The 21,960-nt window shown below is 67.8% G+C and carries 22 protein-coding genes; 2 read left to right on the forward strand and 20 right to left on the reverse strand.

The annotated features are described in order from the left end of the window. Positions 1 to 101: 101 nt before the first annotated feature. The 5 genes from AC07O3_RS00080 to AC07O3_RS00100 all read right to left on the reverse strand — a co-directional run bounded on the left by AC07O3_RS00080 (position 102) and on the right by AC07O3_RS00100 (position 5,102). The gene (locus AC07O3_RS00080) at positions 102 to 1,073 is read right to left on the reverse strand and encodes a tripartite tricarboxylate transporter substrate binding protein (RefSeq protein ID WP_093176461.1); all 972 of its coding nucleotides are present in this window, start codon (positions 1,071 to 1,073) and stop codon (positions 102 to 104) included. 27 nt (positions 1,074 to 1,100) lie between these two features. Next, complete coding sequence (locus AC07O3_RS00085; RefSeq protein WP_495338263.1) at positions 1,101 to 1,976, reverse strand: amidohydrolase family protein; 876 nt, start codon at positions 1,974 to 1,976, stop codon at positions 1,101 to 1,103. Between the two features lie 3 nt (positions 1,977 to 1,979). Further along, positions 1,980 to 3,173 (reverse strand): CaiB/BaiF CoA transferase family protein, encoded by a 1,194-nt coding sequence (locus tag AC07O3_RS00090; protein WP_495338264.1) that lies wholly within the window; start codon positions 3,171 to 3,173, stop codon positions 1,980 to 1,982. Positions 3,174 to 3,187: 14 nt separating this feature from the next. Continuing rightward, a complete protein-coding gene (locus AC07O3_RS00095) occupies positions 3,188 to 4,168 on the reverse strand; it encodes a tripartite tricarboxylate transporter substrate binding protein (RefSeq protein WP_495338265.1) in 981 nt (326 codons plus the stop codon). Between the two features lie 61 nt (positions 4,169 to 4,229). Continuing rightward, positions 4,230 to 5,102, reverse strand: coding sequence for an HpcH/HpaI aldolase/citrate lyase family protein (locus tag AC07O3_RS00100; RefSeq protein WP_495338266.1), 873 nt, complete (start codon positions 5,100 to 5,102; stop codon positions 4,230 to 4,232). A gap of 75 nt (positions 5,103 to 5,177) precedes the next feature. Here AC07O3_RS00100 and AC07O3_RS00105 point away from each other — a divergent pair, with 75 nt between their 5' ends. Then, the gene (locus AC07O3_RS00105) at positions 5,178 to 6,083 is read left to right on the forward strand and encodes a LysR family transcriptional regulator (RefSeq protein WP_093081631.1); all 906 of its coding nucleotides are present in this window, start codon (positions 5,178 to 5,180) and stop codon (positions 6,081 to 6,083) included. On the opposite strand, the gene AC07O3_RS00110 is transcribed toward AC07O3_RS00105, so the two are convergent. The 8 genes from AC07O3_RS00110 to AC07O3_RS00145 are packed head-to-tail and all read right to left on the reverse strand — an operon-like array spanning position 6,080 to position 13,601. Continuing rightward, positions 6,080 to 6,769 (reverse strand): substrate-binding domain-containing protein, encoded by a 690-nt coding sequence (locus AC07O3_RS00110; RefSeq protein ID WP_495338267.1) that lies wholly within the window; start codon positions 6,767 to 6,769, stop codon positions 6,080 to 6,082. The genes AC07O3_RS00105 and AC07O3_RS00110 overlap by 4 nt on opposite strands. Positions 6,770 to 6,771: 2 nt before the next feature. Continuing rightward, positions 6,772 to 7,662 carry a DUF1932 domain-containing protein gene (locus AC07O3_RS00115; RefSeq protein ID WP_495338268.1) on the reverse strand — a complete coding sequence of 297 codons (891 nt, stop codon included), beginning with the start codon at positions 7,660 to 7,662 and terminating at the stop codon, positions 6,772 to 6,774. Between the two features lie 17 nt (positions 7,663 to 7,679). Then, positions 7,680 to 8,519, reverse strand: a complete 840-nt coding sequence (locus AC07O3_RS00120; protein WP_093176469.1) for a metal-dependent hydrolase — start codon at positions 8,517 to 8,519, stop codon at positions 7,680 to 7,682. Positions 8,520 to 8,542: 23 nt separating this feature from the next. Continuing rightward, the gene (locus AC07O3_RS00125) at positions 8,543 to 9,544 is read right to left on the reverse strand and encodes a Bug family tripartite tricarboxylate transporter substrate binding protein (RefSeq protein WP_093053207.1); all 1,002 of its coding nucleotides are present in this window, start codon (positions 9,542 to 9,544) and stop codon (positions 8,543 to 8,545) included. 5 nt (positions 9,545 to 9,549) lie between these two features. After that, positions 9,550 to 10,530 carry a Bug family tripartite tricarboxylate transporter substrate binding protein gene (locus AC07O3_RS00130; RefSeq protein ID WP_495338269.1) on the reverse strand — a complete coding sequence of 327 codons (981 nt, stop codon included), beginning with the start codon at positions 10,528 to 10,530 and terminating at the stop codon, positions 9,550 to 9,552. Between the two features lie 36 nt (positions 10,531 to 10,566). Then, entirely contained in the window at positions 10,567 to 11,853 is a 1,287-nt protein-coding gene (locus tag AC07O3_RS00135; protein WP_495338270.1) for a gallate dioxygenase, read from the reverse strand. Between the two features lie 15 nt (positions 11,854 to 11,868). Further along, entirely contained in the window at positions 11,869 to 12,570 is a 702-nt protein-coding gene (ligK, locus tag AC07O3_RS00140) for a 4-carboxy-4-hydroxy-2-oxoadipate aldolase/oxaloacetate decarboxylase (protein ID WP_177142347.1), read from the reverse strand. Between the two features lie 2 nt (positions 12,571 to 12,572). Beyond that, on the reverse strand, positions 12,573 to 13,601 hold the full coding sequence (locus AC07O3_RS00145; RefSeq protein ID WP_495338271.1) for an amidohydrolase family protein: 1,029 nt from the start codon (positions 13,599 to 13,601) through the stop codon (positions 12,573 to 12,575). 170 nt (positions 13,602 to 13,771) lie between these two features. Here AC07O3_RS00145 and AC07O3_RS00150 point away from each other — a divergent pair, with 170 nt between their 5' ends. Continuing rightward, positions 13,772 to 15,064: a LysR family transcriptional regulator gene (locus tag AC07O3_RS00150; protein WP_495338272.1), complete on the forward strand. Its 1,293-nt coding sequence runs from the start codon at positions 13,772 to 13,774 to the stop codon at positions 15,062 to 15,064. Positions 15,065 to 15,082: 18 nt separating this feature from the next. Here AC07O3_RS00150 and AC07O3_RS00155 read toward each other — a convergent pair whose 3' ends face one another. From AC07O3_RS00155 to kdsA, 7 genes are all read right to left on the reverse strand, one after another. Beyond that, on the reverse strand, positions 15,083 to 15,640 hold the full coding sequence (locus AC07O3_RS00155) for a hypothetical protein (RefSeq protein WP_495338273.1): 558 nt from the start codon (positions 15,638 to 15,640) through the stop codon (positions 15,083 to 15,085). A gap of 13 nt (positions 15,641 to 15,653) precedes the next feature. Continuing rightward, positions 15,654 to 16,421 (reverse strand): DUF899 domain-containing protein, encoded by a 768-nt coding sequence (locus AC07O3_RS00160; protein ID WP_495338274.1) that lies wholly within the window; start codon positions 16,419 to 16,421, stop codon positions 15,654 to 15,656. A gap of 1 nt (position 16,422) precedes the next feature. Next, positions 16,423 to 17,109 (reverse strand): Vgb family protein, encoded by a 687-nt coding sequence (locus AC07O3_RS00165; protein WP_093176481.1) that lies wholly within the window; start codon positions 17,107 to 17,109, stop codon positions 16,423 to 16,425. A gap of 46 nt (positions 17,110 to 17,155) precedes the next feature. Continuing rightward, entirely contained in the window at positions 17,156 to 18,376 is a 1,221-nt protein-coding gene (locus AC07O3_RS00170) for a helix-turn-helix domain-containing protein (protein ID WP_495338275.1), read from the reverse strand. A 20-nt stretch (positions 18,377 to 18,396) separates the two neighbouring features. Then, positions 18,397 to 19,230: an alpha/beta hydrolase gene (locus AC07O3_RS00175; RefSeq protein ID WP_093052709.1), complete on the reverse strand. Its 834-nt coding sequence runs from the start codon at positions 19,228 to 19,230 to the stop codon at positions 18,397 to 18,399. An 83-nt stretch (positions 19,231 to 19,313) separates the two neighbouring features. After that, positions 19,314 to 20,954, reverse strand: coding sequence for a methyl-accepting chemotaxis protein (locus AC07O3_RS00180; protein WP_495338276.1), 1,641 nt, complete (start codon positions 20,952 to 20,954; stop codon positions 19,314 to 19,316). Between the two features lie 106 nt (positions 20,955 to 21,060). Next, on the reverse strand, positions 21,061 to 21,906 hold the full coding sequence (gene kdsA / locus AC07O3_RS00185) for a 3-deoxy-8-phosphooctulonate synthase (protein ID WP_093052704.1): 846 nt from the start codon (positions 21,904 to 21,906) through the stop codon (positions 21,061 to 21,063). Positions 21,907 to 21,960 lie beyond the last annotated feature (54 nt).

Raw genomic sequence — 21,960 nt, forward strand, 5'->3', positions numbered from 1 at the left:
TTCGTTGGGCCACCCTGCCGTGGCGCGAAACGCGTATGCCTCTGTATCCGCGGGGAGAAACCCACACACTACGTTTCACGCACACCCAGTCGAGTGCAGGATCAATCGACCCTGATGTTGCGTGCCTTCACCAGCGCGCTCACTCTTCCCGTCTCGTCCTGCACGAACTTCGCGAAGGCCTCGGGCGTGGTGCCGGCCGGCTCCAGGCCGAGCTGCAGCAGCTTCTGCCGCACCGTCGGGTCGTTGACCGCAGCCTGCACCGCCTTGCCGAGTTTCTGCACGATGTCGGCCGGCGTTCCCTTGGGCAGGAACACGCCGTTCCATTCGACCACGTTGTAGCCCGGCAGGCCCGACTCCGCGAGCGTCGGCGTGTCGGGCAGCCCCGGCACGCGCTTGATGGAACTCACGCCCAGCGCGCGCAGCTTGCCGCCCTTGACGTACCCCAGCGTCGACGCCACGTTGCCGAAATAGGCCGACACCTGCTCGCCCATCACGTCGGTGAGTGCGGGCGCGCCGCCCTTGTAGGGCACGTGCATCAGGTTGATCTTCGCCTGCTCGTTCAGCGCCTCGCCCGCCAGGTGCGAGCCGGTGCCGCCGCCCGCCGACGCAAAGCTCAGCTTGCCGGGGTTCTTGCGCGCGAAGTCGATGAACTCCGCGACGGTCTTGTACGGCGCGCTCGTCGGCACGACGAGGATCTGCGGCGCGGTGGCGACCAGCGACACGGGAATGAAGTCTTTCGCCGCGTCGAAGGGCAGCTTGCGCAGCGACGGATTCACCGAGAACGCCGATGCGTCGTAGAGCACGGTGTAGCCGTCGCCGGCCGCCTTGGCTACGTTGTCGGCGCCAATCACGCCACCCGCGCCCGGCTTGTTGTCGATGACGATCTGCTGGCCCAGCGCAGCGCTCATCTGCTGCGCGACGATGCGCGCGGTGTTGTCGGCGCCGCCGCCCGCGGCGTACGGCACCACCATGCGGATCGGCTTGTCGGGCCAGGCGGCCCAGCCCAGCAGGGGAGCGGCGCAGGCGGCCAGCGCTACGACGGATTTCAGAAGGCGCTTCTGTGGTTGCTTCATGCCAATGTCTCGGAGTTTGCTTGTAGTTCAGGAAAAGTCGTAGAGCCGCGCCGGGTTGTCGACCAGCACGCGGCGGCGCGCGGCCTCGTCGGGAACCCACTGGCCCAGCAGGTCGAACAGCTGAGCGTCGTCAGGCTTGGCGGTGCGCTCGGTCGGGTGGGGCCAGTCGCTGCCCCACACCACGCGGTCGGGTGCCTGCTGCGCCCAGGCTTGTGCGATGCCGGTCGTGTCGGCGTAGCCGCCTGCCGCGCCCACCTGCGAATCGAGGTAGGCGCCTGACAGCTTGATCCAGGTGCGGCCGTTGTCGAGCAGCCGGCGCACAACGTCGTATGCGGGATGCGCCAGCGCATCGGGCAAGGGCAGGCGGGCGAGGTGATCGAAGACGATCGTGCAGGGCAGGCGCGCGAGCAGCGCCGCGTGCTCGACGATCTGGTCGGCGTTCCAGTGCAACTGCACATGCCAGCCGAGCGCATGCACGCGCTGCGCCAGCGGCTCGACCATGGCGAAGTCCGTTGCCGCATTCGCCAGTGTGTACAGCGTGAACCGGATGCCGCGGATGCCGCCCGCGTGCAGGCGTTCGAGTTCGGCATCGCTCACCTCGGGCCGTACCACCGCCACGCCGCGCGTGTGCTCGGCGCCAAGCGCTTGAATGGCGGCCAGCGTCACGCTGTTGTCCGTGCCGTGGGCGCGCGGCTGAACGACCACCGTGCGCTGTGTGCCGATGCGTTGCTGCAGCTGGCGGTAGTCGGCGGCCGTGGCGTGGTCGAGCATGGCATCGGGCGGCCCGTGCAGCGCGAAGCGTCGGTCGTACACATGCATGTGCGCGTCGCATGCACCCTCAGGCGCTGTGCTGGCGGGCTTGTTCGTGCCGCTGCTGTGGGGCACCACGATATCGGTGGGCATGTCCTATTCGTCCAAGCGCTGCGCGGCCAGCACGCCTGCTGTGTGTTGCCCCAGCGTCGGCGCTGCAAAGGGCTCGGGCCCCGGCGTACGGCCGAATCGCACCGGCCGGGTGAAGCCGCGGTACGAGCCGAGCGTGGGGTGCGCGAAGTTCGCCACCATGTCCTCGGCCAGCACCTGTTCGTTGTCGAACATGTCTTCCACGGTGCGTGCTGCCGCGCAGGGCACTTCCTCGCCGAACAGTTCCTCCCATTCGAGCGCGGAGCGCGCGGCCAGCGCGGCGCGCAGCTTCGGAACGATCTCGGCGGCGTGCTGCGCGCGCTTGCGCACCGAGTCGTAGCGCTCGTCGCTCGCCAGCTCCGGCAGGTCAACCTTGGCGCACAGCGCCTGCCAGAAGTGCGGCGTGTTGGCCGAGATGTAGATGTGCCCCTCGCGCGTGGGGTGAAGACCGGTGATGCCGCCCGAGCGCATGTCGCGCCCCACGTCTTTCGGCTCGCCCTCGGCCCACACCATGCGCGCCGACTGCATCGTGAGCGCGGAGCGCAGCAGCGAAACGCCGACGAACTGGCCTTCGCCGCTTTTCTCCCGCTCGTACAGCGCAGAGGCCACGCCGGCAGCCACCAGCCCGGCCGCGTAGTAGTCGACCACCGAGCCGTAGATGATCTCAGGCGGCTCGCCGCGCTTGCCCTGCAGCGCGCACATGCCGGTCATGGTCTGCAGCACCTGGTCGTAGCCCGCCTTCTCGCGCAGCGGCCCGGTCTCGCCATAGCCGGTGACGGCGCAGTAGATCAGGCGCGGGTTTACGGCCTTCAGCTGGTCGTACGCAATGCCCAGCCGTGGCGGCACGCTGGGGCGGAAGTTGTGCACCAGCACGTCGGCCGTGCGCACCAGCGCCATCAGCGCGGCGAGGTCCTGCGGGCTCTTGAGGTCGAGCACCACGCCCAGCTTGCTGCGGTTGACGCCGATGAACGCACGGCTTTCGGCTTCCAGCGTCGATGGGTACTTGCGCAGGTTGTCGCCCGTGGGCGGTTCGATCTTGATGACTTCCGCGCCCTGGTCGGCCAGCAGCGAGCAACCGTACGGGCCCGCGATGTAGGCGCTCAGGTCTAGCACGCGCAGGCCGCTCAACGGCCCGGCGGGGCCCTGGCGCGCGGGCAGGTGCTTGTCGTCGCCAGCGTTGTCGGGGGCGGTAGTGCTCATGGGTTCTTCTTTCCTCAGTCGGCTGTGATGTTCTGTTGCTTGGCCAGCTTCTTCCAGCGCTCCACGTCGTCAGCGATCACGGTGCCGAACTGCGCCGACGTGAGCGGCGTGGCGATGGCGCCTTCGCGCAGGAAGTTGGCCGTGATCTCGGGCCTGGCCAGGATCTGGTTGACGGCGCCATTGAGCTTGGCGACCACGTCGGGCGGCGTACCGGCCGGGGCCAGCAAGCCCCACCAGAGTTCGAATTCGTAGCCGGGCACCGCGGTGGCCATTGGCGTGAGATCAGGCGCGACGGGGCTGGGCTTCAGGCTCGTGATGCCCACGGCGCGCAGCTTGCCTGCACGCACCATCGGCAGCAGCGAGGGGCCGCTCGAGATCAGCAGTTGCGTCTGGTTGCCGATCAGGTCGGTCACGGCCGGGCCCATGCCCTTGTAGGGAATGTGCGCGATCTGCAGGTCGCCCACCTTGGCCTTGAGCAGCTCGGTGCCGAACTGGTTCACGCTGCCCGAGCCCGACGAGGCGTAGTTGTACTGGCCCGGCTTGGCCTTGATGGCGGCGATCAGCTCGGCCGGCGTCTTCGCGGGAAATTCGTTGTTGACCGCGACGATGAACGGGCCCTTGGCGAACATTGCCACGGGTGCGAGGCCTTTCACCGGATCGAAGGGCATCTTCGATTGCACGGCTGCGTTGGTCGTCATGCTGGACGACACCGCCACCAGCGTGTAGCCGTCGGGCGTGGCGCGCGCCACCTGCGCCGTGCCGGTGTTGCCGCTCGCGCCGGGGCGGTTGTCGATGATCACGGGCTGCTTGAGCTGGTCGCCCAGTTCCTTGGCCACCTGTCGCGCGAAGGTGTCGTTCGAGCCGCCGGCCGGGTAGGGCACCACGATCGTGATGGCCTTGCCGGGATAGGCGCCCTGGGCGAATGCCGCGCCGGCGAGCGCTGCCGCTGCAACAACAGCGAGCACGCGCGGGCGAAGGAAGGATGGGAAATGCATTGTCTTGTCTCCGGTTTCTTATTGATGGGAAGCTCAGGTCAGCCAGGCAGCAGCCCAAGGCTCAATTGGGAAGCAGCCCAAGGCTGCGTGCACTCTCGACGATCGCGCGTGCGCGAATCACGAAAGGGATGTCGATCATTTTTCCGTCCACCACGTAGGCACCGACGCCGTTGGCATCGGCCTCGCGGGCCGCCTCGACCACCTTGCAGGCGTGCGCAATCTCCTCGTCGGTGGGGCGAAACACCTCGTTGGCAATGGCGATCTGGCTCGGGTGGATGCAGGTCTTGCCCAGAAACCCGAGGTCGCGCGCCAGCGTGGCTTCGGCGCGGTAGCCCTCGGCATCGCGGATGTTCGCGAATGCGCCGTCGTAGGCATACACGCCCGCTTCGCCGGCTGCGATGCGCACCGCGAACATCGCCTGGCGGATGGCGGAAGGTTCGCGCCGGGCGATGCCCAGCGGCTCGAACAAGTCGCCCAGCCCCAGCTGCAGCCCCGCCACCCGCGGATGCGCCAGTGCGAGTTCCGCTGCCGTACGCAATGCAGTGGGTGTCTCGATGTTCAGCAGCAGGCCGATGGGCGCCTGCACGCCGTTGACGCGTTCGGCACGCTCGATGACTTCGACCGCCGTGCGCACGTGCGCCGGGCTTTGCGGCTTCGGCAGGTTGATCAGATGCACGCCGGGCTGCGTCACCGCCCCCACGTCGCGCTCGAAGTGCGGCGTGTCCATGGCGTTGACGCGAACGATCAGTGTCTTTTGCGAGGAGGTCGCATCGCCGCTGGCAAGCAGCAGCTGGCGCACGGTCTCGCGCGCCTCGTCCTTGCGCGGCTCGGACACCGCGTCTTCCAGGTCGAGGCAGATGGCGTCCGCCGCACTGGCCAGTGCCTTGGCGAACAGTTCAGGACGGGTGCCGGGAACGAAGAGTTTGCTTCTCATGCATGCAGTGTCCGCAGTTCATGAGAAGAGAAAAACAGCTGCTCCCTGCGATCAGATCGCAGAAAATCTATCTTCATGGAAACGGCCTACCTGCAAAGCTTTCTTCTGGTGGTGGAGTCGGGCTCGATGTCGGAGGCCGCGCGCCGGCTCGACCTGACGCCCGGCGCGGTGGCGCAGCAGATCCGCGCGCTGGAGCGGGAGCTCAACGCACCGCTGCTCGCGCGCGCCGGCCGCACGGTGCAGCCGACCGAGGCGGGGCACCGGCTGGTGCAGCGGGCCCGTACGCTGCTGCGCGAGGTGAGCGACATCAAGGCGCTGGTGGGCAGCGAGGCGGCCGGCGGCGAGCTGGTCATCGGCACCATCAACACGGCCATCCACAGCCTGCTGCCGGACATCCTCGCGCGCTTCGTGAAGACGCATCCGGGCGTCAAGGTGTACCTGCAGTCGGGCAACACTGCCACGCTCTACAAGGCGATGCAGCAGGGCGAGCTCGATGCGGCCGTGTGCCTGTATCCGCCGTTCGCGCTTGCGAAGACCTTCGACTGGGCCCTGCTGCGCGAAGAACCCCTGGTGTTGCTTGCGCCGAGCCGCCTTGCGCGGCGCGATCCCCACGAGCTGCTGCGGACCTCTCCGCTCATCCGCTACGACCGCAACCTCGGTGGCGGCAAGCAGGCCGACCGCTACCTGCGTTCGGCGGGCATCGTGCCGCAGGAGCGCTTTGAACTCAGTTCATTGCTGGCAATCGCGATGATGGTCGACCGAGGCCTCGGCGTGTCGGTCGTGCCCGACATCGCTTCGCCGCTGCTCGACGGGCAGCGCATCGCCAAGATCCCGCTGCCGCTGCCTTCGGAGACGCGGCGCTTCGGCGTGCTATGGCTGCGGGCGTCGCCACGGTTGAGGCTGATTCACGGCTTTGTCGAGAGCGCGGGGCTTGTCATTGCCGGCAAGGGAAACGGCTCTCGCAAGTCTGCGACCCGTTAGGCCGGCTCCATGCCGTGCCGGCGCTTGGCTTCTGCGCTGTCACCGGAGGCCAGGTACGCGAGCAGCCCGCTTGCGGCGTCCGGCTGCGAAGCGGAAGAGCCCGGCGCTGCGCTGAACACCGTGGTGATCTGGATTGCCGGCGGCAGCGGCCCCAGCAGTGCGATGCCTTCGACACCGATCAGCTCGCTCAGTTGCTGAAAGCCCAGCGCAGCTTCTCCGCGTGCGATAAACGAGCCCACCGGCACGCCGGGTGGCGCCTGTACCAATCGGCTCTTGATGGTGTCGGCGATGCCCCAGCGCTCGAACAGCGCGGCCAGGGCAACGCCACTGGGCCCGGTCGAATACGCGACGCTGGCCGCATCCAGCACGGCACGCCGCACCGCTTCTTCGGTGGAGATATCGACTCGCGCGGCGTTCGCGGCAACGGCCACGGCAACGCCGGAGCGCACCACGTCGGTCTTGCGCGATGCGTCCACCTTGCCGGCAGCCGCCAGCTTGTCGATGGCGTCCGAGGCGAGAACCACCACGTCGAATGGCTCTCCTGCCGAGACGCGCCGTGCGGCATCCACACCGCCCACTGCCTCGAACGAAACCGCCACGCCGCTCGCACGCGTGTACGCCGCGGCCAGCTCCAGCAGCAGGCCCTTCGTTGCCATGGAGCAGATGCCCCGTATCGAATTCGACATGGTCATGCGCGGCCGATGAGGCGATCCGCGTAGGCCTGCCAGTCGCTTGCGGCATCCAGCCCTTCGAACAGACCATCGCGCGCCTGGGCGGCAACCCAGTCCTGCTTGGCCGCGATGGCGGCCGTCATCAGGGGCTCGAAGCCGGCCTCGCGCACGGTCTGCGCCGCTTCGCGCATTTCTTCCGCGCGGCGCTTGCCGTGCTGCACGACGCGGCTGAAGAAGTAGGCGCCTTGCTTGTCCCAGTCGATCTGCGGAAAGGTTTCCTTCAGCGTCGGCAGCACATGCGCTTCGACGCCGTAGCGCCTGGCGGTGGTGTAGCTCTCGATGACCAGCGCCTCCAGCCCCTTGATCATGATGCTGCGGCTCATCTTGATCGCCGAGGCCACGCCGAGTTGGTCGCTCACCTCGCGAACGTCCATGCCCCAGCCGGCCAGCGTTGCAGCAAGCGCTTCGGCCTGCGGGCCGCCCAGCAGCATCGGCACGCGGATGCCGTAGGGCGGCACCGAGGTCATGACGCCGGCCTCGACATAGGCGACGCCCACCGGCTCCAGCGCCGCCGCGGCGCGCTGCTTGGTGCCGGGCGATGCCGAGTTGAGATCGAGAAAGCGGCTGCCGGTGCGCGCGTGGCGCGCGGCCTCTTCGGCTACCGCCAGCGTGTTGGAGGCGGTAACGGCGGATATGAGCAGGTCGGCGCGGCTGCAAAGCTCCTGCATGCCGCTCGCCACGTGCATCCCGTCGCTTTCTGCCGCAGTACGCGCTGCCGCGCCCGTCGCGGGATCGGCGAAGCGCTTGTCCCAGACCCAGACGGCATCCACGCCGCCTTGCCCGCGCAACCCGCGTCCGAAGATGCCGCCCACTTCGCCGTAGCCGATGAGGCCCAGTGTCGTTCCCATGATCGTGTGTGTCCTTGTCAGAAGATGGCCTTCTCGCCGGGCTTCAACGCCAGCACGCGCGTGCTTGTGCTGCCTAGCGCGCGGATGTATTCGTCGGGCGTGCCCTTGCCGAGCGGGTTGGCGCCATAGTGCATCGGAATCACCGCGCGCGGCTTGAGCCATTCGCGCGTGGCGTAGGCGGCGTCCACCGGGTCCATCGTGAAGTGGCCGCCGATCGGCATCAGCACGAGGTCGGGCTTGTAGTAGTCGGCGATGAACTTCATGTCGGCGAACAGGCCCGTGTCACCCATGTGGTAGATGCGGAATCCGTTCTCCAGCTCGATGATGTAACCCACGGGCTCGCCGCCGGGGTGCACTTCGTCCTTGCCGGTGGCCGGGTTCTTCCACACGATGACCGAGGAGTGCTCAGCGTGCACGGCAGTCACCTTGATGCCCGGCACCGGGTTGATCGTGCCGCTCTTGTTGAAGCGCGGCACCAGGTTGGGCGGCAGGATGCCGAGCACGCCCACCGTCTGGTTCATGTCGCCGGGCGCGTACATCGGCACCTGGTTGAGCAGCGCCAGCGCAGGCGCATCCGCGAAGTGGTCGAAGTGACCATGCGTGACCAGCAGCACGTCGACCTTGCCGAGGGCTTCGAGGTTCTTGTATGCCGCGGGCGTCAGCGGATTCAGCTTGAGCCACGGGTCGGTCACGATCACCTTGCCGCCCGGCGTGGTGATGCGGAATGCCGACTGGCCGAGCCAGAGCACTTCGGTCTTGCCACCACTCGTGGAGGGCGGCGATTGGGGCGATTGCGCGCAGGCGGCGAGCAGTGCCGCGACGACAAGGGCGAGCAGCAGACGGGCGAGCGATTTCATGGCCGGTGGGTTCCTGTCCAACTTCAGTCGACGGTGATGTGGGCGCTCTTGATCACGCGGTCCCATCGTTTCATTTCGCTCGCGATCAGCTGGCCGAAGGCCTGCGGCGTCGTGGGCGTGGGCTCGGCGCCCTCGGCTGCCAGCCGCGCGTGAACGTCCGCCGTGTTGAGCGACTGGTTGATCTGCCGGTTGAGCATGGCGACGATGTCCGCGGGAGTCCCGGCCGGGGCAACCACGCCGTACCACTGGTCGGCCTCGAAGTCCTTGGTGCCGGGCACGCCGCTTTCAGCCACCGTCGGCACGTCGGGCAGCAGCGCGATGCGCTTCGGGCTCGACACCGCCAGCGCACGCAGCTTGCCGGACTTGATGTGCGGCAGCAAAGCGGGCGCGCCGGTGAAGAGCAGCTGCAGCTGGCCCGCGAGCAGATCGGTGACGGCCGGCGCCGTGCCCCTGTAAGGCACGTGCAGCAAAGAGGCGCCCGTCTGCAGCTTCAGATATTCGGTAGCGATGTGCGCCGCGCTGCCGTTGCCGCCGGAGCCAAAGGCCAGCTGGCCCGGCCGTGCCTTGGCCAGCGCGACCAGTTCGGCCAGCGTGCGCGCCGGAACGGAGGAATGCACCACCAGCACGTTCGGCACGCGCGCCACCCAGGCCACGGGCGCAAAGCTGCGCACGGGGTCGTAGTCGAGCTTGGGGTACAGCGACGGGTTGATCGCCAGCGTGCCGATGTGCCCCATCAGCAGCGTGTAGCCATCGGCGGGCGACTTGGCGACCTTGTCGGCACCGATGGAACCACCGGCGCCGGGGAGGTTGTCGACCACCACGGGCTGGTGCCACGCGCGGCCCAGCTCGATGCCGATGGCCCGCCCGAGCACGTCGGTGGAGCCGCCGGGCGGGAAGGGAATGACCATGCGGATCGGCTTGGACGGATAGGCCTGCTGCGCCATGGCGGCGCGGCTTGCCGGCAGCAGGGCGGCGGCTGCTGCCGCGAGGCAGGCGTGGCGACGGGTGATGCCTGTTGTGGTCATGGCGATCAATCGGGCTTGATGTTGGCTTCGCGGATCAGCTTGCCGTAGCGCGCCACATCGGCCTTGAGCAGCTTGTCGAACTGCTCGGTCGGCCCCGGCAGCGGAACGCCGCCGGCCGCGGCGAGCTGGGAGCGCACCTCGGGCGAGTCGATTGCCTTCTGCACGGCGTCGTGCAGCTTGTCGACGATGGGCTTCGGCAGCCCGGCCGGCCCGACGAAGCCGTACCACACGCTGGCCTCGAACCCCGGGTAGCCCGACTCGGCGACGGTCGGCACGCCCGGCAGCACGGCGGAGCGTTCGGCGCTCATCACCGCCAGCACGCGCAGCTTGCCGGACTTGGCAAGCGGCAGTGCCTCGAGCGCATTGACCGCAACCACGTCCACATGGCCGCCGAGCACATCGGTGAGCGCCTGCGCGCCGCCCTTGTACGGCACATGCCGCAGTTGCAGGCCGGCGGTGTGCTGGAACAGTTCCATGGCCAGGTGCGGTGTCGATCCGTTGCCTGGCGTGGCGACGGTCACGCTGCCCGGCTTGGCCTTGGCCGCAGCGACCAGTTGAGGCAGCGTCTTGATGGCCGATTCTTCGCGCACCGTGAACACCACGGGCACCCGGCCGACCGAGGCCACCGGCGTCAGCTCGCGCTCCAGGTCGTAGGGCGCTGGCTGGAACAGCGAAGGATTCACGGCCAGCGCGTTGGCGGCCAGCAGCAAGGTGTAGCCGTCGGGCGCGCTCGTGATGACGGACTTCACCGCGATGTTCGTGCCCGCGCCGGGCTTGTTCTCGACGATGACCGGCTGGCCGAGGATGGCCGACATCCGCAGGCCGACCGAGCGCGCAATCGCATCAACCGCGCCGCCAGCGCTGTAGCCCACGAGGATCTTCACGGGCTTCGACGGAAAGGCGTCGGCCGCGCTGGCAATGCCGAGCTGGCCGAACGCGACCAGTGCAGCAACGCCAAGGGCGAGACGTCGGGAAAGGGGCTTCATTTGTGTTGTCTCCAGAATCAAAAAATCAGGTGCGGCTCAGCGGCGTTCCCACGCCTGCGGCGCGGCGTCCTTGCCGGCCACCGAATACAGGGCGCCGGGCGCATTGCGGGTCTGCTGGAACTCTTCCAGCGATTGGCCGCGCATCGCGGCATAGATGTGCAGGTTCGACACGCCCACCACCGCACCCAGCTTCTCCAGCATGAAGAAGATCACGCCGTACTGGATCAGGCCGCGCCAGTCGCGGCGGCGCACCATGTCGCGCTCCTTGTCCGTCAGCGCGGCAGCGTCGAACGCGGCCTCCTCGTCGGCAAGAAAGGCCGCGCGGTGCGCCGGGCGCGTCATGCCGTGCAGGAACTTGTTGAGGCGGTAGGCGCGCACGCTGGTCTCGAGCGTGAACGGATAGGTGCCCTGCAGCGCTTCCACGCCCGCCAGTTCCTTGTCGATGTGGCGGCGGTGCCGCTCGACTTCACCGGCGACGGGCGGGCTCGCCAGGTTTTCGTAAATGGCGGTGGCAATGCCCGTCATCGAGGGCAGGTAGTAGCTCTGGTGCGTCTTGCGCACGTTGGACGACAGGGCGCCGCGCATCACCAGCCACATGATGACTTCGGCGCCTTCCATGCCGCCGAGCGTTGCCAGTTCGGCCTGCGTCATCTCGGTGAGCCGCACCGGGTCGTTCTCGATCAGGTCGAGAAACTGGGCGTCCCAGGCGGTGTTGTTGAAGCCCGCGCGCTCGCCATGCACCTGGTGCGAGAGCCCGCCGGTGGCGACGATTGCCACCTTGATGTCGTCCGGATAGCTCTCGATCGCGCGCCGCAGCGCCTGGCCGAGCTTGTAGCAGCGCCGTGCCGACGGCACCGGCGACTGCAGCACGCCGACCTGCAGCGGCACCACCGGTATCGGCCACGCGGGCTCGTGCGGGCACAGCAGCGACATCGGCGAGAACACGCCGTGGTCCAGCGCCCGGTCCTGGAAGAAAGACATGTCGAACTCGTCGGCCACCAGCGAGTGGCCGATGTGCCGCGCCAGTGCCGGATGGCCCGCCAGAGCCGGCAGGTCGCGCGCGCCGCCGCCTTCGTCGGCCACTTCGTGTCGCTCGCCCACGCCCAGGGAGAACGCCGAGTAGTGGTCGAAGAAGAACGAGCTGACGTGGTCGTTGTAGATGAAGAAGAGCACGTCGGGCTTCTTGTCGGCCAGCCACTGCTGCACCGGCGCGAAGGCCTCGAAGATGGGCGCCCAGACCGGGTCCTGCTGCTTGTTCTTGTCGAAGGCGAAGCCGATGGTGGGCGTGTGCGAGCAGGCGACGGCGCCGATGATGCGAGCCACAGTGCGGTCCCTTGCTCAGTCGATGTAGCGCAGGCCGGCCTTGGCGAGCGGCTCGCGCATGGCGTACATGTCCAGGCCCAGCTCGCCGGCCGCGAAGCGCGCGCGCTTGCCGGCCTCGTTGGCTTCGCGGGCTTCGGCGGCATCGGCTACGCGGGCGGCCAGCTGCGCCGGCACGACGACCACGCCGTCGACGTCGGCCACCACCACGTCTCCCGGCTGCACCAGCGCGCCGGCGCACACCACCGGCACGTTGACCGAACCCAGCGTGGACTTGATCGTGCCTTTCGAGTGGATGGCGCGGCTGAACACGGGGAAGTCCATGGCGATGAGGTCGCGCACGTCGCGCACGCCGCCGTCGATCACCAGGCCCTTGCAGCCGCGCGCCTTGAACGAGGTTGCGAGCAGGTCGCCGAAGAAGCCGTCGGTGCTGTCGGCGGTGCAGGCGGCCACGACCACGTCGCCGGGCTGTATCTGCTCGGCCGCGACGTGCAGCATCCAGTTGTCGCCGGGCTGCAGCAGCACCGTGATGGCGGTGCCGCAAATGCGCGCTTCAGGATGGATGGGGCGGATGCGCGGCGCCATCAGGCCCAGGCGGCCCAGCGCCTCGTGCACCGTGGATACGCCGAAGCGCGACAGCTTCTCGACGGCGGCCGCATCGGCGCGCACCACGTTGCGGTGCACGACGCCGAGTTCCTGGAGGAGGGGAGTGGTCGACATGTTCAAAGTCCTTTTTGCTTGAGTGCGCGGTCCAGCCGCGGGTACACGCGGCGCGCGTTGCCTTCGTAGATCTGGTGGCGCGCCTTGTCGTCGAGCATGGGCGTGGCGTCGATGTAGCGGCGCGTGTCGTCGTAGAAGAAGCCGGTCTCGGGGTCGATGCCGCGCACCGCGCCGATCATTTCGCTGGCGAAGAGCACGTTGTCGACCGGGATCACGCGCGTGAGCAGGTCGATGCCCGGCTGGTGGTACACGCAGGTGTCGAAAAAGATGTTGTTCAGCAGGAGGTCTTTGAGCAGCGGCTTCTTCATCTCCTGCGCCAGGCCGCGAAAACGCCCCCAGTGGTAGGGCACCGCGCCGCCGCCGTGCGGAATGACGAAGCGCAGCGTCGGAAAGTCGGTGAACAGGTCCGAGGTGAGGCACTGCATGAAGGCCGTGGTGTCGGCGTTCAGGTAGTGCGCGCCCGTGGTGTGGAAGCAGGCGTTGCAGCTCGTGCTCACGTGCACCATCGCGGGAATGTCCAGCTCCACCATCTTTTCGTAGAGCGGATACCAGTGTCGGTCGGACAGCGGCGGGCTGGTCCAGTGGCCGCCCGAGGGGTCGGGGTTGAGGTTGATGCCCACGAAGCCGTATTCGTTCACGCAGCGTTCCAGCTCGGGAATGCAGCTGGCGGGGTCGACACCCGGCGACTGCGGCAGCATGGCCGCGCCGATGAAGTGATCGGGAAAGAGCTGGCTCACGCGATGGCACAGCTCGTTGCAGATGGCCGCCCAGGTGGACGAGACCTCGAAGTCGCCGATGTGATGCGCCATGAAGCTCGCGCGCGGGCTGAAGATGGTCAGGTCGCTGCCGCGCTCCTTCATCAGCCGCAGCTGGTTGCCTTCGATGGACTCGCGCAGCTCGTCGTCGCTGATCTTCAGCTCCGAGACTTTGGGCCTGGCCGACGGGTCCTGGATGCCGGCAATCTGCCGGTTGCGCCATGCCTCGAGGGCCTTGGGTGCGGTCGTGTAGTGGCCGTGACAGTCGATGATCATTCGCAACGCTCCGGAAGGTGTGCAGGGGGTGCTTCAAGCATGAAGAGAAGTCTGCGCGGCGGTTGCTTTGCGTGGGGTGAGTTAGCGTTGCGCTGCCATCATTCTTTTTTATCGATAAAGGGTTTACCCTTAAGCATGAAAATGCATGATCGAGAGTGACGCCTCCACCCGTGAACAAAAAAAACGAGCATCACAAAGTTATTGCGCACGCCGACAGCGTGGCGCTCGGCATCAACCTGCGCCACCTGCGCGCGTTCTCGGCCGTGGCGTCTGCCGGGAGCATTGCCGCGGCTGCCGAGGCGCTGTTCCGCGTGGCGTCGGCGGTGACGCGTTCGATCCTCGATCTGGAGGCCGCGCTCGGCAGGCCGCTGTTCGACCGGCGCTCGCGTGGCGTGGCGCTCAATGCATACGGAGAACTGGTGCTGGCGCGTGCCCTGCGCATCGAGCGCGAGTTCGAGGAGGCGCGAACGCAGCTGGCGGCGCGCGGCGGAATCGACAGCTTCGCCGACGTGCATTCGCTCTTCACTTCGATCCTGAACGGCCGACGCCTCGCCGTGATTGCGAGCCTTGCCGAGAAGCGCAACATGCCCGCCGTCGCGCGCGAGTTCGGCATCACGCAACCGGCCATCAGCAGCGCATTGAAAGACTTGGAAAGCGGGCTCGGCGTCACGCTCTTCAACCGGAATGCGCGCGGGCTCACCGCGACGCCGGCGGGCGAGATCGTGGCCTTCTACTTCAAGCGCGTGCTGTCGGAGCTGCGGCACATCGGGCCAGACATCGCGGCCAGCGAAGGCACCTTGCAGGGCAGCGTGAACGTCGGTGCGCTGCCGCTCGGGCGCACGCAGATCCTGCCGCTGGCGATTGCCTCATTGCTCGCGCGGCACCCGGGGCTGCACGTCACCACGGTCGAGAGTCCGTACGACGCGCTGGCCGCGTCGCTGCGCAGCGGCGACATCGACTTCATCCTCGGCGCGCTGCGCAGTGCAGGTGAAGCGAAAGACCTGCAGCAGGAGCCGCTGTTCGAAGACCGCATCTCGGTGATCGCCCGTGCCGGTCATCCGCTCGCGCGCGCAAAGCGCATCGACTTCAGGATGCTGCGCGAGGCGAGCTGGACGCTCTCTCGGCATGGCTCGCCGTCGCGCGAACTGCTGGAGCGCTTCTTCTCTGATGCGCGGCAGGCGCCGCCGCTGCCTGCGGTCGAGACAGGCGACCTTGCCGTGCTGCGCGGCCTGCTGCTGGAAAGCGACATGCTGACCGCGATCTCGGCGCACCAGCTGCGCTACGAGATTCGCGACGGCAGCCTGGTGGTGCTGGACTTTCCGCTCGAGGAAACACGGCGCGAGATCGGTTTGACGCAGCGACTGGGCGCGTTTCCGTCGCCGGGGGCGCGGGCCTTGATGGACGAGATCCGCAAGGTGGTGGCCGGGTCGCCGGATTTCCACGTGCCGAAAGGGCGGCAGTGATGCGGCCGGGCATCGCCTTCAATGTGGCGTTGCGGGCGACTTCCGCCTGAAGTCGAAGCCGCGGCACACGCCGGTAGCGATCACGCCGGTAACGCCGAGCATCGCCGCTGTGTGAACGCCGACGGCCGCGAGCGCCAGCATCAGCGAGCCCGATGCGGTGATCTCGCGTACTGCCGGTGCGTCGCCCATGCACAGCGGGATCAGCGCCGGCACCAGCATCAGCCCCGCGCCGTGCGCGGTGGACATCATGAAAGACCAGAGTGCCAGCCCGGCATGCCCGGCCGTCTTGCCCGAGCTGCGGCCCCACAGGTGATACGCGACGACGGCGACAAGCAGCCCACCCGCCGGCACCTGCAGCGCCATCCGATCCATCGACAGGCCCAGCGCCACAGCAGCGGCAACCAGTGCGACCGATGCGGCGTGCCCGACCGCGATCGGCACCAGGGCCCGCAGCGCCTGCGACCGGTCGCGCGAGCGCACGCCCCAGGCGGCTGCGAAGGCCCAGCCGGTGGCGGGGTTCAGCCCGTGAAGGGCGCCGATCCCCGCGACCGCCAGCCAGGGCCAGAGGCTCGTCATGATGCTTCGCGCTTCAGCCGTGTGCCGAGCAGCACGAATCGCCCGCCGTCTTTGCCTGCGGCTCGTAGCGATCGTGGTGGCGCACCCATTCCATCTTGTAGGGCACCTCGCGCTCGTCGCGGCCTTTGGGCGTGAGGTCCATCATGTAGTAGGCGCCCATCATCACTTCCACGCCGCGACCGAAGGTCGAGTAGGTGTGGAACACCTCGCCAGCGTCGTCCTTGTAGAACACGCTGACACCTGGCGCCTCTTCCTGGGGGAAGGGCTGCACGGCGTAGTTGTAGTAGACCTTGCCGGCGGCCTGCTCCTCGGGTGTGAAGCTGACGTGGAAGTCGTGGTTGAAGTCGCTGCCGTTCGCCGACACCCACTTGAACTGCCAGCCCATGCGCTCGCGAAAGCGCGCGATCTCGACCAGCGGTGCGCGCGAGACGGCCACCATCGTGATGTCTCGATGCGCCAGATGCACGTTCATGCCGTCGGTGTGGTCGGCCATGAAAGAGCAGCTCTGGCAGCCTTGTTCCCACCCCGGGCCGAGCATGAAGTGCTGCACCATCAGCTGGCGGCGTCCCTCGAACAGCTCGGCGAGCGTGCGCTTGCCTTCGGGCGTGTCGAAGACGTAGTTCTTCTCGACACGTTCCCATGGCAGCGCACGGCGCTCGCGGGCAATCTGGTCGTGCAGGTGCATCAGCTCCTTCTCGCGCGCCAGCAGTGCCTTGCGCTCGGCGAGCCATTGGTCGCTGGACACGACGGGGTGGTTTGCTGCGTGATTGATTTCGGTCATGTCAATGCTCCGTTGAGTTGCGGGGACGGCGCACGGCGCGGACCTTTCCGCTCTTGCCGCCGCCGGCATAGAAAAGATCGGCCCCGTCGGATTCGAGCCCGCTGACGCCGATGCCATGCGGCATTTCGAGCCGCTCGAGCACGGCGCCGCTTTGCGGGTCGATGCGGCGGATGTCGCTTTCTTCAGCCTCCCAGGTGCCGTGCCACAGCTCGCCGTCGACCCAGGTCACGCCGGTGACGAAGCGGTTCGACTCGATGGTGCGCACGACGGCGCCGGTTTCGGGGTTGATCTGGTGGATCTTGCGGTCGCGGTGCTGCCCCACCCACAGGCTGCCTTCGGCCCAGGTGAGGCCCGAGTCGTTGCCATGGCCGGGCGAGGGAATCGACGCCAGCACCTTGCCCGTGGCCGGGTCGATCTTGTCGATGCGCGACTCGGCGATCTGGTAGAGGTATTTGCCGTCGAAGGCGGTGCCGGCGTCGCAGGCGGTGTTCAGCGTGCGCGTGGTCTCGCCGCTGGCGGGGTCGAAGGCCACCAGCCTGGCGCCGGTGGCGGCCCAGACGCGCTGGCCGTCGTAGGTCACGCCCGCCACCTGGGTGGCGTCGGCAAAGGGGCCGTACTCGCGCACGATCTCGGCCGGCCGCACGGTGGGCTGGGGTCTGCTCTTGCTCGTCTTGTTGTTGCTGCTCATCGTTGGCTCCTTGTGAAACGCCTCGGATCGGCGCCTGGAGACAACTCTATTCAAACGGCAGCGCGGCGGGGAGTAACAAGATCGTCGTGAATCCCGCCAGCGGCGGCGACAGCCAGCGGCGCGACCGCGTCTGGCCGATGGAGCGCACCCGGCCTTCGGCCTCCAGCTCGACCAGCGCGCGCTGCACCGTGCGTTGGCTGGCCCCGAGCGCCAGCGCCAGGGCCGAGGTTGACCAAGCCGCGCCGTCGGAAAGCAGCGCCACCAGCGAGGCCTGGTCGCCGTCGATGGGCGGTGCCAGCAGGGCGACGGTGCGTTCGCCGTGCGGCTTGAGCACGAAGCCGCGCGGCGTGGCCTCGATGCTCGCCAGTGTGGTGACGAGCGCGCGCAGGCGACCGATTTCGACACGCAGGCGCGCGCGATGCGTCTCGTCGGGGTGGCGGGTGCGGAATGCGGATGCGATCAATGCTTCGCGATCGACATCGCCGGGCCATGCCTCGGCCAGCGAGCGCGCGAGCGTGAACAGGATCGGACGGCGCGCCAGCGGCTGCCACGTGTCACCAGCGCCCAGGCCCCGGCGGCAGGCGTCGACCACCAGTGCGTCGGAGGCCAGGAGCGCCGCGACTTCATCCAGGCGCAGCGCCTGCTCGCCGCCCGCGAAGATGCGCCGTGCGGCGGGGCGCTCGAAGGCTGCGCGTGCCTCCGCCACCTCTGCCAGCAGTGCCGGCACGCGCGCACGCACGGCCGCTTCGTGCGCACGGGCCAGCGCTGCCTGCGCCGGGCCGATGCGCAGCGAGCGCAGCGCCAGTTCGGCCGCGCTCAGCTCGGCCACCGCCGCCAGCGATGGCGGCAGGCCGCGCGCATCGAGGCGCTCCAGTGCGGCCGCGGCTTCGGTGAGACGCCCCAGCAGCAGGAGCCGGCGCGCCGCGATCAGCCGCGCCTGCAGCGCGTTGGCATGATCGTCGTGCGCCTCCAGCGTGGCTGCCGCAGCCGTTAGCGTGCGCGGCGAGCCGCCAAGGTCGCGCATGGCCAGCGCCACCTCGGCCTCGGCCACGATGCAGCGGGCGCGCGACAGCACTTCATGCGCGCCGAAGTCGCGCGCGGCGCGCCGCAGGAGTTCGCGTGCGCGCGGGTGCTCGCCGAGCTGGGCCATGGCGATGCCGCGCAAGGCCAGCGCAGGCGGGTCGTCGCGCAGGGCGACCCGCTTGAGGGCACCTAGCGCATCGCCAGCGGCCAGGGCGCGGGCGGAGGCGGCGATCAGGGAGTCCATGGCATTGCCCAGCCAGCGGGCTATGCCGCCTTCGGCTCGGGAATGACCGCCGTCAACGCAAAGTCGACGAGATAGAGCCAGGTTTCTTCCAGGCCCATGATGCTGTGATGGTTCGACGCGGGAACCGTCTGCACGCTGACCGGGGTGGGCCATGCGGCGATGAGTTTTTGCGAGCGCTCGGGCAGCACGACGTCGTCGTGCTCGGCCAGCAGCACCTGGGTTTTCGCGGCGACCTCCTTGCAGTGCTCCAGCGAGTTGAACTGGTGCCGCAGCAGCAGCGACAGCGGCACGAGCGGGAAGCGCTTCTTTGCTACTTCCAGCATCGAGTCGTAGGGGGTGACGAGTTGCAGGCTCTCGAAGTCTTGTCGCGCCACGAGCTGGATGGCTACGCCAGTCCCCAGGCTGCGGCCGACCACGTGCAGGCGTGCATGCGGAAAGGCGCGGCGCAAATGGTTGGCAAACTGGCTCGCGTCTTCGACGGATGCGATCTCGGAAGGGCGCCCCTGCGAGTCGGCCACCCCGCGGTAGTTGAGCGCGGCAAAGCCGAAGCCCTCGGGCAGCCAGTGCAGCATCTGCGCGGTGGCGCGCACGTCTTCGCCGCGGCCGGCGAAGTAGACGAACAGGTCCCGCAGCGAGTCTTCACCCTGGGGGTGATAGACATACCCGCGGACCATGCCGCCCGGCACGGTGTGGGAGTACGTGGAGAAGTCGTCCGACAGATGGACGACGGGCAGTTTGCGGGCGTTGAAGAGGATGTGCCCCTGGCGCGTGGCAAGCAGGGTCCAGTACGCCGCGATGCTGCCAATGGCGGCAGCCGATGCCGACAGGGCAATGCGGGAGACTTTGGATGACAAGGTAGGCTCCGGAGGAAAGACTGATACGTGCCGCCTAGTTTCGCCTCATTCCTCCGTGCAGGGCCTTTGTCGGCTTCTTCCGCCTAGTGGGACGCGATCAGCTCCTGGTAGGCGCGTGGCGCGTTGGGTGCGTAGGTGCTCAACGATGTGCTCGCGGATGCCGCAGCAGTGTGCTGCCGCTCCAGCTTGAACCTGCCGACGATCCGCGACAGGCTCCCTGCCTGTTCCTGCAGCGATTGGGCTGCGGCCGAGGCCTCTTCGACCAGCGCCGCGTTCTGCTGCGTCGCCTGGTCCATCTGCGTGACGGCCTGGTTGATCTGCTCGATGCCCGAGGTCTGCTCCTGGCTTGCCGCGCTGATCTCGCCCATGATGTCCGTCACGCGCTTCACGCTGCCAACGATCTCTTCCATGGTGCGGCCGGCATCGGCCACCTGCCGGCTGCCTTCCTCGACCTTGTCGACGGAGTCGCCGATCAGCGTCTTGATTTCTTTCGCTGCCGCGGCCGAGCGCTGCGCCAGGCTGCGCACTTCGGAGGCGACCACAGCGAAGCCACGCCCCTGGTCGCCAGCGCGCGCTGCCTCGACGGCCGCATTGAGCGCCAGGATGTTGGTCTGGAACGCGATGCCGTCGATCACGCTGATGATGTCCACGATCTTCTTCGACGACGCATTGATCGAGCCCATCGTCTCCACCACCTGGAACACGACGCTGCCGCCCTTGACTGCCACTTCAGAAGCGGAGGTGGCCAGCTGATTGGCCTGGCGTGCGTTGTCCGCGTTCTGCTTCACCGTGGAGGTCAGCTCCTCGAGGGAGGCCGCCGTCTGCTCCAGCGAGCTGGCCTGCTCTTCGGTGCGCGACGACAGGTCCTGGTTGCCCGTGGCGATCTGCGAGCTGGCCGTGGACACGTTCATCACCACGCCATGCACCTGCGTCAGCGAGCCCTGCAAGGCGGTGCGCATCTGGTCGAGGGCGCGCAGCAGGTGGCCGGTTTCGTCCTTGGCATAGCTGGGCTGGACTGCACCAGTGAGGTCCATCTCGGCGATCGACTGCGCGATGGTTTCGGCGCTGCGCAGCGGGCGCGTGATGCTGCGTGCCAGCAGCCAGGCCAGCAGGGTGCCGAGCACCAGGCTCACGGCGGAACACACGATCAGCAGTGTGCTGGTCTGTGCGCGCAGATTGTTGGCGCGGGCGGCGGCAGCGTCGAGCTGCTCGCGCTGCATGTCCACCACTTGCTGCACGCCCGCGATGTAGCTGACCGATGTGGGCTGGAACTGGGAGTCGAAGATGCGGTTGGCGCCTTCGAGGTCGCCCTTCAGCTTGAACTTGCTGACTTCCTCGCGCGAGGCGAGGTAGGCCTTTCGCAGGTTGCCGACCTTCTCGAGCAGCTCACGCTCCTCGGGCTTGACCAGCTTGCCTTCGATGAACTTCTGCAGCTCGTTGGTGTCCTTGATCGACTTGGCCGTGGCTGGCGCGAAGTAGTCGATCAGGCTGGCGTCGCTGCTCTTGGCAATGGCCGCCGCCCGCTGCACGCCCGACGTGGTGTGGCGCAGCCAGTCGGAGCCGGCGCGCTCGGTCTTGACGTTGTCCTCGATCATGGCGTCGATCTCCTGGCTGAGCTGCTGCAGCTTCCACACCGCGGCGACGCTGGTGGCGAGAAAGAGCGCCAGGATGGCGCCCAGCACGATGGCCAGGCGCTTGCCAATTGAAACGTTGCTCAGAAACATATTCGGACTCCGGAATCCAGGGGAATGGCTGGATATCGGCAGTCCAATTGAAAACTTTAGTAAATGGCCCACGGATGGAGCCGCGCCGGGCCCTCGGGCCCCTGCTTCAGATCTTCAGGGGAGCGAACGACTTCACCAGATCGTCCAGCGCCTTGATCTGCGTCAGGAACGGTTCCAGCTTGTCCAGCGGCAGTGCGCTCGGGCCGTCGCACTTGGCCTGCGCCGGATCAGGGTGGGCTTCGAGGAAGAGGCCGGCCAGGCCGACGGCCATGCCGGCACGCGCCAGGTCGGCCACCTGCTCGCGGCGGCCGCCCGATGCGGCGGCGCCGGCTTCGCGCTGCTGCAGCGCGTGGGTCACGTCGAAGATGATGGGCAGGTTCTGCGTGACCTTCTTCATGACGCCGAAGCCCAGCATGTCGACCACGAGGTTGTCGTAACCGAAGCAGGTGCCGCGGTCGCACAGGATGAGCTTGTCGTTGCCCGCTTCCTTGAACTTCTCGACGATGTTGAGCATCTGCGAGGGGCTGAGGAACTGCGGCTTCTTGATGTTGATGATGCGGCCCGTCTTGGCCAGCGCCACGACGAGGTCGGTCTGGCGTGCGAGAAAGGCGGGCAGTTGGAGCACGTCGACCACTTCCGCAACCGGGGCCGCCTGCGCGGTTTCGTGCACGTCGGTCAGCACGGGCACGCCGAAGGCGTCTTTCACGGCCTGCAGGATCTTCAGGCCTTCGTCCAGGCCGGGACCGCGGTAGGAGTGGATGGAGGAGCGGTTGGCCTTGTCGAAGCTTCCCTTGAAGACGTAGGGAATGCCCAGTTTCTGCGTGACGCGCACGTACTCCTCGGCGCTGCGCAGGGCTAGGTCCTTCGATTCGAGAACGTTGACGCCGCCGAAGAGGACGAAGGGGGCTTCGTTGCTGGCGTTGACTTGAGGGGTGATGGTGACGGTGGACAAGGTTTTCTCCTGGACAGGTGCTTCACTGCAGCCGCCTATTGTCGTTGCGCCGGC

The organism is Variovorax sp. GW821-FHT09D05 (assembly GCF_059416325.1).